The 5,026-nt window shown below is 47.3% G+C and carries 5 protein-coding genes; all 5 read left to right on the plus strand.

Features of this window, described 5'->3' with window-relative positions; genetic code table 11:
* A partial coding sequence (locus AND4_RS18305; RefSeq protein ID WP_009844473.1) for a DUF1249 family protein occupies nt 1–389 on the plus strand: 389 nt, incomplete at its 5' end.
* A gap of 60 nt (nt 390–449) precedes the next feature.
* Nucleotides 450–1,256 (plus strand): 3',5'-cyclic-AMP phosphodiesterase, encoded by an 807-nt coding sequence (gene cpdA, locus AND4_RS18310; RefSeq protein WP_009844474.1) that lies wholly within the window; start codon nt 450–452, stop codon nt 1,254–1,256.
* Between the two features lie 54 nt (nt 1,257–1,310).
* Nucleotides 1,311–1,895: an esterase YqiA gene (yqiA, locus tag AND4_RS18315; protein WP_009844475.1), complete on the plus strand. Its 585-nt coding sequence runs from the start codon at nt 1,311–1,313 to the stop codon at nt 1,893–1,895.
* A gap of 250 nt (nt 1,896–2,145) precedes the next feature.
* A complete protein-coding gene (gene parE, locus AND4_RS18320; RefSeq protein ID WP_009844476.1) occupies nt 2,146–4,026 on the plus strand; it encodes a DNA topoisomerase IV subunit B in 1,881 nt (626 codons plus the stop codon).
* A gap of 3 nt (nt 4,027–4,029) precedes the next feature.
* On the plus strand, nt 4,030–5,026 hold a 997-nt coding region (locus AND4_RS18325), incomplete at its 3' end, for a DNA gyrase subunit A (RefSeq protein ID WP_009844477.1).

Raw genomic sequence — 5,026 nt, forward strand, 5'->3', positions numbered from 1 at the left:
GAACGTATGAGACTAATTATGCTAAGTTGAACGCCTTGCTGCCGGTCTCTGCTGAAGTTGGAGATGTTCGCTGCTATCAAGCGGCAAGCATGGTTTATCAACTGACCGTGCATGAAATCACAAAATACACCACAGTTGTTGAGATATGTCAGAGTGATGAAACACCAGTGTTTCCTTTACCAACGATGTCTGTCAGGCTCTATCACGATGCGAGAGTGGCCGAAGTATGCTCAAGCGGAGAGTTTTCTCGCATTAAAGCTAAGTATGATTATCCCAACGACCAATTGATGCAACGAGATGAAAAGCATCAACTTAATACGTTCCTTGGTGAATGGCTGACGTTCTGTTTGCGAAGTGGCATTAGTCGAACGCCACTTGACTTCAATTGATTGGCACGTCATTCAGGGAAAATAACAAAAACGATATAGTGGACGAATCAGGTTTTCATTTTGCAATCATCTAGTGGCAGCATAAAGCTATTACAAATCACAGATACTCACCTGTTTGCGACAGGTGAGGGTAGTTTGCTGAGCGTAAGAACCGCCGACAGCTTTACGGCGGTGGTACAAGAGATTCTTCGTCGCCAAGTGCAGTATGAATACATTTTAGCCACGGGTGATATTTCACAAGATCATAGCGAAGCGTCTTATCAGTGTTTTGCTGAGGGAATCGCGCCGCTACAAAAAGATTGTTTCTGGTTGCCTGGCAACCACGACTACAAACCTAATATGAGCAGTGTGCTGCCATCTCCTCAAATTCAAGCTGCTGAGCATGTCATGCTTGGTGAGCACTGGCAGTTAGTCTTGTTGGATTCACAAGTAGTGGGTGTGCCCCACGGACGTTTGAGTGACCAACAGTTAGCACTGCTAGAAGAAAAACTGGCAGAAAACCCGCAAAGACATACCTTAGTGTTATTACACCACCACCCATTGTTGGTAGGAAGTGCTTGGTTAGACCAGCATGCGCTGAAAGATGCCGATGCTTTCTGGCAAGTCGTTGATCGTTTTGAGAACGTAAAAGGCATTTTGTGTGGTCATGTGCACCAAGATATCAATCTGCTCTATAATGGTATTCGCGTGATGGCAACGCCGTCGACTTGTGTGCAATTTAAGCCAGACTCAGATGATTTTGCACTTGATACTGAGTCGCCTGGGTGGCGAGAACTTGAGTTGCACAGTAATGGTGACATTACCACGGAGGTCAATCGACTGCCCGATGGCCTATTCCAGCCAGATTTTAACTCAAACGGATATTAATCATTATCATGCCCGAACCCTATGTTCGGGCTTACTTTTTAGTGTGAGGCGATCATGAATAAACCTTCTTTGCTGCTTTATATCCATGGTTTTAATAGTTCGCCGCTCTCAATGAAAGCGAACCTAATGAAAGCGTACTGTGAACAGCAGCGACCGGATATCAAGGTTGTTATACCTCAACTTCCTTGTTTTCCCGAGCGAGCGGCTCAGTGCTTACTTGATATCGTTGAGCAACATGAAGGTGACTACAACATTGGCCTTGTCGGCAGCTCGCTAGGTGGTTATATGTCAACTTGGTTGAATGCGAGATTTGGTTTTCGTGCTGTCGTCGTAAACCCGGCAGTAAAGCCTTATGAACTGCTGGTGGATTATCTGGGTGAGCAAATCAACCCATATACGCACGAAACTTATACGCTCGAAGCTTGCCATATTGACGAGCTAAAAGCACTTGATGTACAAAGCATCGAGTTTCCTGACTCTTTCTGGTTACTGCAGCAAAAAAAAGATGAGGTTTTAGACTATCGCCAAGCTGTAGAAAAGTTCGCGCAAGCGAAACAAACGGTAGAAGAGGGGGGGGATCACAGTTTTATAGGCTTTGAACGTTACCCTGCTAAAGTCATTGAATTCCTAAAACTGTAATACTAACGAGACGATTGGAATAGGCTCATAGTTTTTATTGCCGTATTCAACCGTTTCTTGACATAGTTGGTCGGCTTTCCGACTATGTTTTGCCAAAAAGATCTTAAGGGTATGAAGCCCTGACTACTTTGTTATGCATTGCCTTGTCTATGATGGGCACGTTGACGAAGTAGCTTTTTCGTTTCTCGAGTATGGCCTGCGCAACCGCGGGGCTCGGGTTACAAGCAAACTTTGAGAATAATTCCGTATTATGACTGAACAATATAATGCTGGTGCCATTGAAGTACTGAATGGTTTAGAACCAGTGCGTCGCCGACCAGGGATGTATACGGACACAGCGCGCCCAAACCACCTGGGCCAAGAAGTTATCGATAACAGTGTCGATGAAGCGCTAGCCGGACATGCCTCAAAAGTACAAGTCATCCTACATGCCGACCAATCACTAGAAGTGATCGATGATGGTCGAGGCATGCCTGTTGATATCCACCCAGAAGAAAAGGTATCTGGTGTTGAACTGATCCTATGTAAGCTTCATGCTGGTGGTAAATTCTCTAATAAGAACTACCAATTCTCCGGTGGTCTGCACGGTGTGGGTATCTCAGTGGTCAACGCGTTGTCCAAGCGTGTTGAAGTGACGGTTCGTCGTGACGGCCAAGTGTATGAGATTGCTTTTGAACACGGTGATAAAGTTTCAGACCTAACGGTTACGGGCACATGTGGCCGTCGTAACCGTGGTACCAGCGTACATTTCTGGCCAGATACGAAGTACTTTGATTCTGCCAACTTCTCGGTAACACGTTTGGTGAATAACCTACGTGCGAAAGCCGTTCTTTGCCCAGGTCTAGAAATTACATTTACCGACAAAGTAAACAACAAAGACCACAAATGGTACTACGAAGATGGTCTTAAAGACTATTTAGCGGAAGGTGTGAAAGGTTATCCTGTTTTACCTGAAGTTCCATTTACAGGTGAGTTCTCAGCAGAAACTGAAGCAGCAAACTGGGCGGTAATCTGGCAGCCAGAAGGCGGCGAGATGATCACGGAAAGTTACGTGAACCTTATCCCAACAGCACAAGGCGGTACGCACGTTAACGGTCTGCGCCAAGGTTTGCTTGATGCAATGCGAGAGTTCTGTGAATTCCGTAATTTGTTACCTCGCGGCGTGAAGCTTACTGGTGATGATATTTTTGACCGCTGTTCTTACGTACTGTCAATTAAGATTCAAGACCCGCAGTTTGCTGGCCAGACCAAAGAGCGTTTGTCTTCTCGTCAAACGGCTGCATTTGTCTCTGGTGTCGTAAAAGACTCGTTTAGCCTGTGGTTGAACGAAAAGCCACAACTGGCCGAGCAGTTAGCGGAAGTGTGTATCGCGAATGCCCACCGCCGTATGCGAGCAAGCAAAAAGGTTGTCCGTAAGAAAGTCGCGTCAGGCCCAGCACTGCCAGGTAAGTTAACCGACTGTTCTGTACAAGATCTTAACCGCACCGAAATCTTCTTTGTGGAAGGGGACTCGGCGGGCGGTTCTGCTAAACAAGCACGTGATCGTGAGTTCCAAGCGGTAATGCCACTACGCGGTAAGATCCTAAATACTTGGGAAGTGTCAGCAGATCAAGTGCTTGCCTCTCAGGAGGTGCATGACATCTCTGTCGCTTTAGGTATTGACCCAGACAGTGACAACCTAGACAGCCTTCGTTACGGTAAGATCTGTATCCTTGCCGATGCGGACTCGGATGGTCTACACATCGCAACGCTATTGTGTGCACTGTTCACTCGCCACTTCCGCGCGTTGGTTGAAGCTGGCCATATCTACGTAGCCATGCCACCTCTGTATCGTATCGACTGTGGTAAAGAAGTGTTCTATGCCCTAGATGACGGCGAAAAAGAGGGGATACTAGAGCGCTTGTCGAAAAAGAAAGCCAAGATCAACGTACAACGATTCAAAGGTCTGGGTGAGATGAACCCACTTCAGCTGCGCGAGACTACGATGGATCCAAACACGCGTCGTCTGGTTCAGTTGACCATTGATGATTCTGCGGCGACCATGGAAATGATGGACATGCTACTCGGTAAGAAGCGAGCAGATGATCGTCGCTCTTGGTTACAAAGCAACGGCGATATGGCAGAGGTTTAATAGATGTCTACAGAAATTACTTACGATGGCGTTGAACAGTTGCCAATGCGCAAGTTCACCGAAGACGCGTATCTGAACTATTCGATGTACGTTATCATGGACCGTGCGTTACCATACATTGGCGATGGTTTGAAACCGGTTCAACGACGCATCATTTACGCAATGTCGGAACTTGGTCTTTCGGCATCAGCGAAATACAAAAAATCAGCACGTACCGTTGGTGATGTACTGGGTAAATACCATCCGCACGGGGACTCTGCGTGTTACGAAGCGATGGTACTCATGGCGCAGCCATTCTCTTACCGTTACCCCTTGGTTGACGGTCAAGGTAACTGGGGGGCGCCAGACGATCCTAAATCATTCGCTGCGATGCGTTACACCGAAGCAAAACTGTCTAAGTTTGCGGAAGTTCTGCTTGGCGAATTAGGTCAAGGTACCGTTGATTGGCAACCTAACTTCGATGGCACGATGAAAGAGCCACAGATGTTACCTGCACGTCTGCCTCACATACTGCTAAATGGTGTCACAGGTATCGCGGTTGGTATGGCGACAGATATCCCGCCTCACAACGTTCGTGAAGTGGCGGATGCAACCATCCATTTGATCGACAACCCGAAAGCAGAACTGCCAGATGTGATGCAGTTCGTTAAAGGCCCAGACTACCCGACAGAAGCAGAAATCATTTCGCCGCAAGCGGATATCGAGAAGATTTACCGCAGTGGACGCGGCAGCATCAAGATGCGCGCGGTATGGCACAAAGAAGGCTCAGATATCGTTATCACTTCTCTGCCACACCAAGTGTCAGGTGCGAAACTGCTTGAGCAAATCGCCAACCAGATGCGTGCTAAGAAGCTACCAATGGTCGATGACCTTCGCGATGAATCGGATCACGAAAACCCAACGCGTATCGTTGTGGTTCCAAAGTCAAATCGCGTAGATTGTGATCTGTTGATGAACCACTTGTTCGCATCAACGGATCTTGAGCGCAGCTACCGCGTTA

The organism is Vibrio sp. AND4 (genome assembly GCF_000171815.1).
Lineage (GTDB): Bacteria > Pseudomonadota > Gammaproteobacteria > Enterobacterales > Vibrionaceae > Vibrio.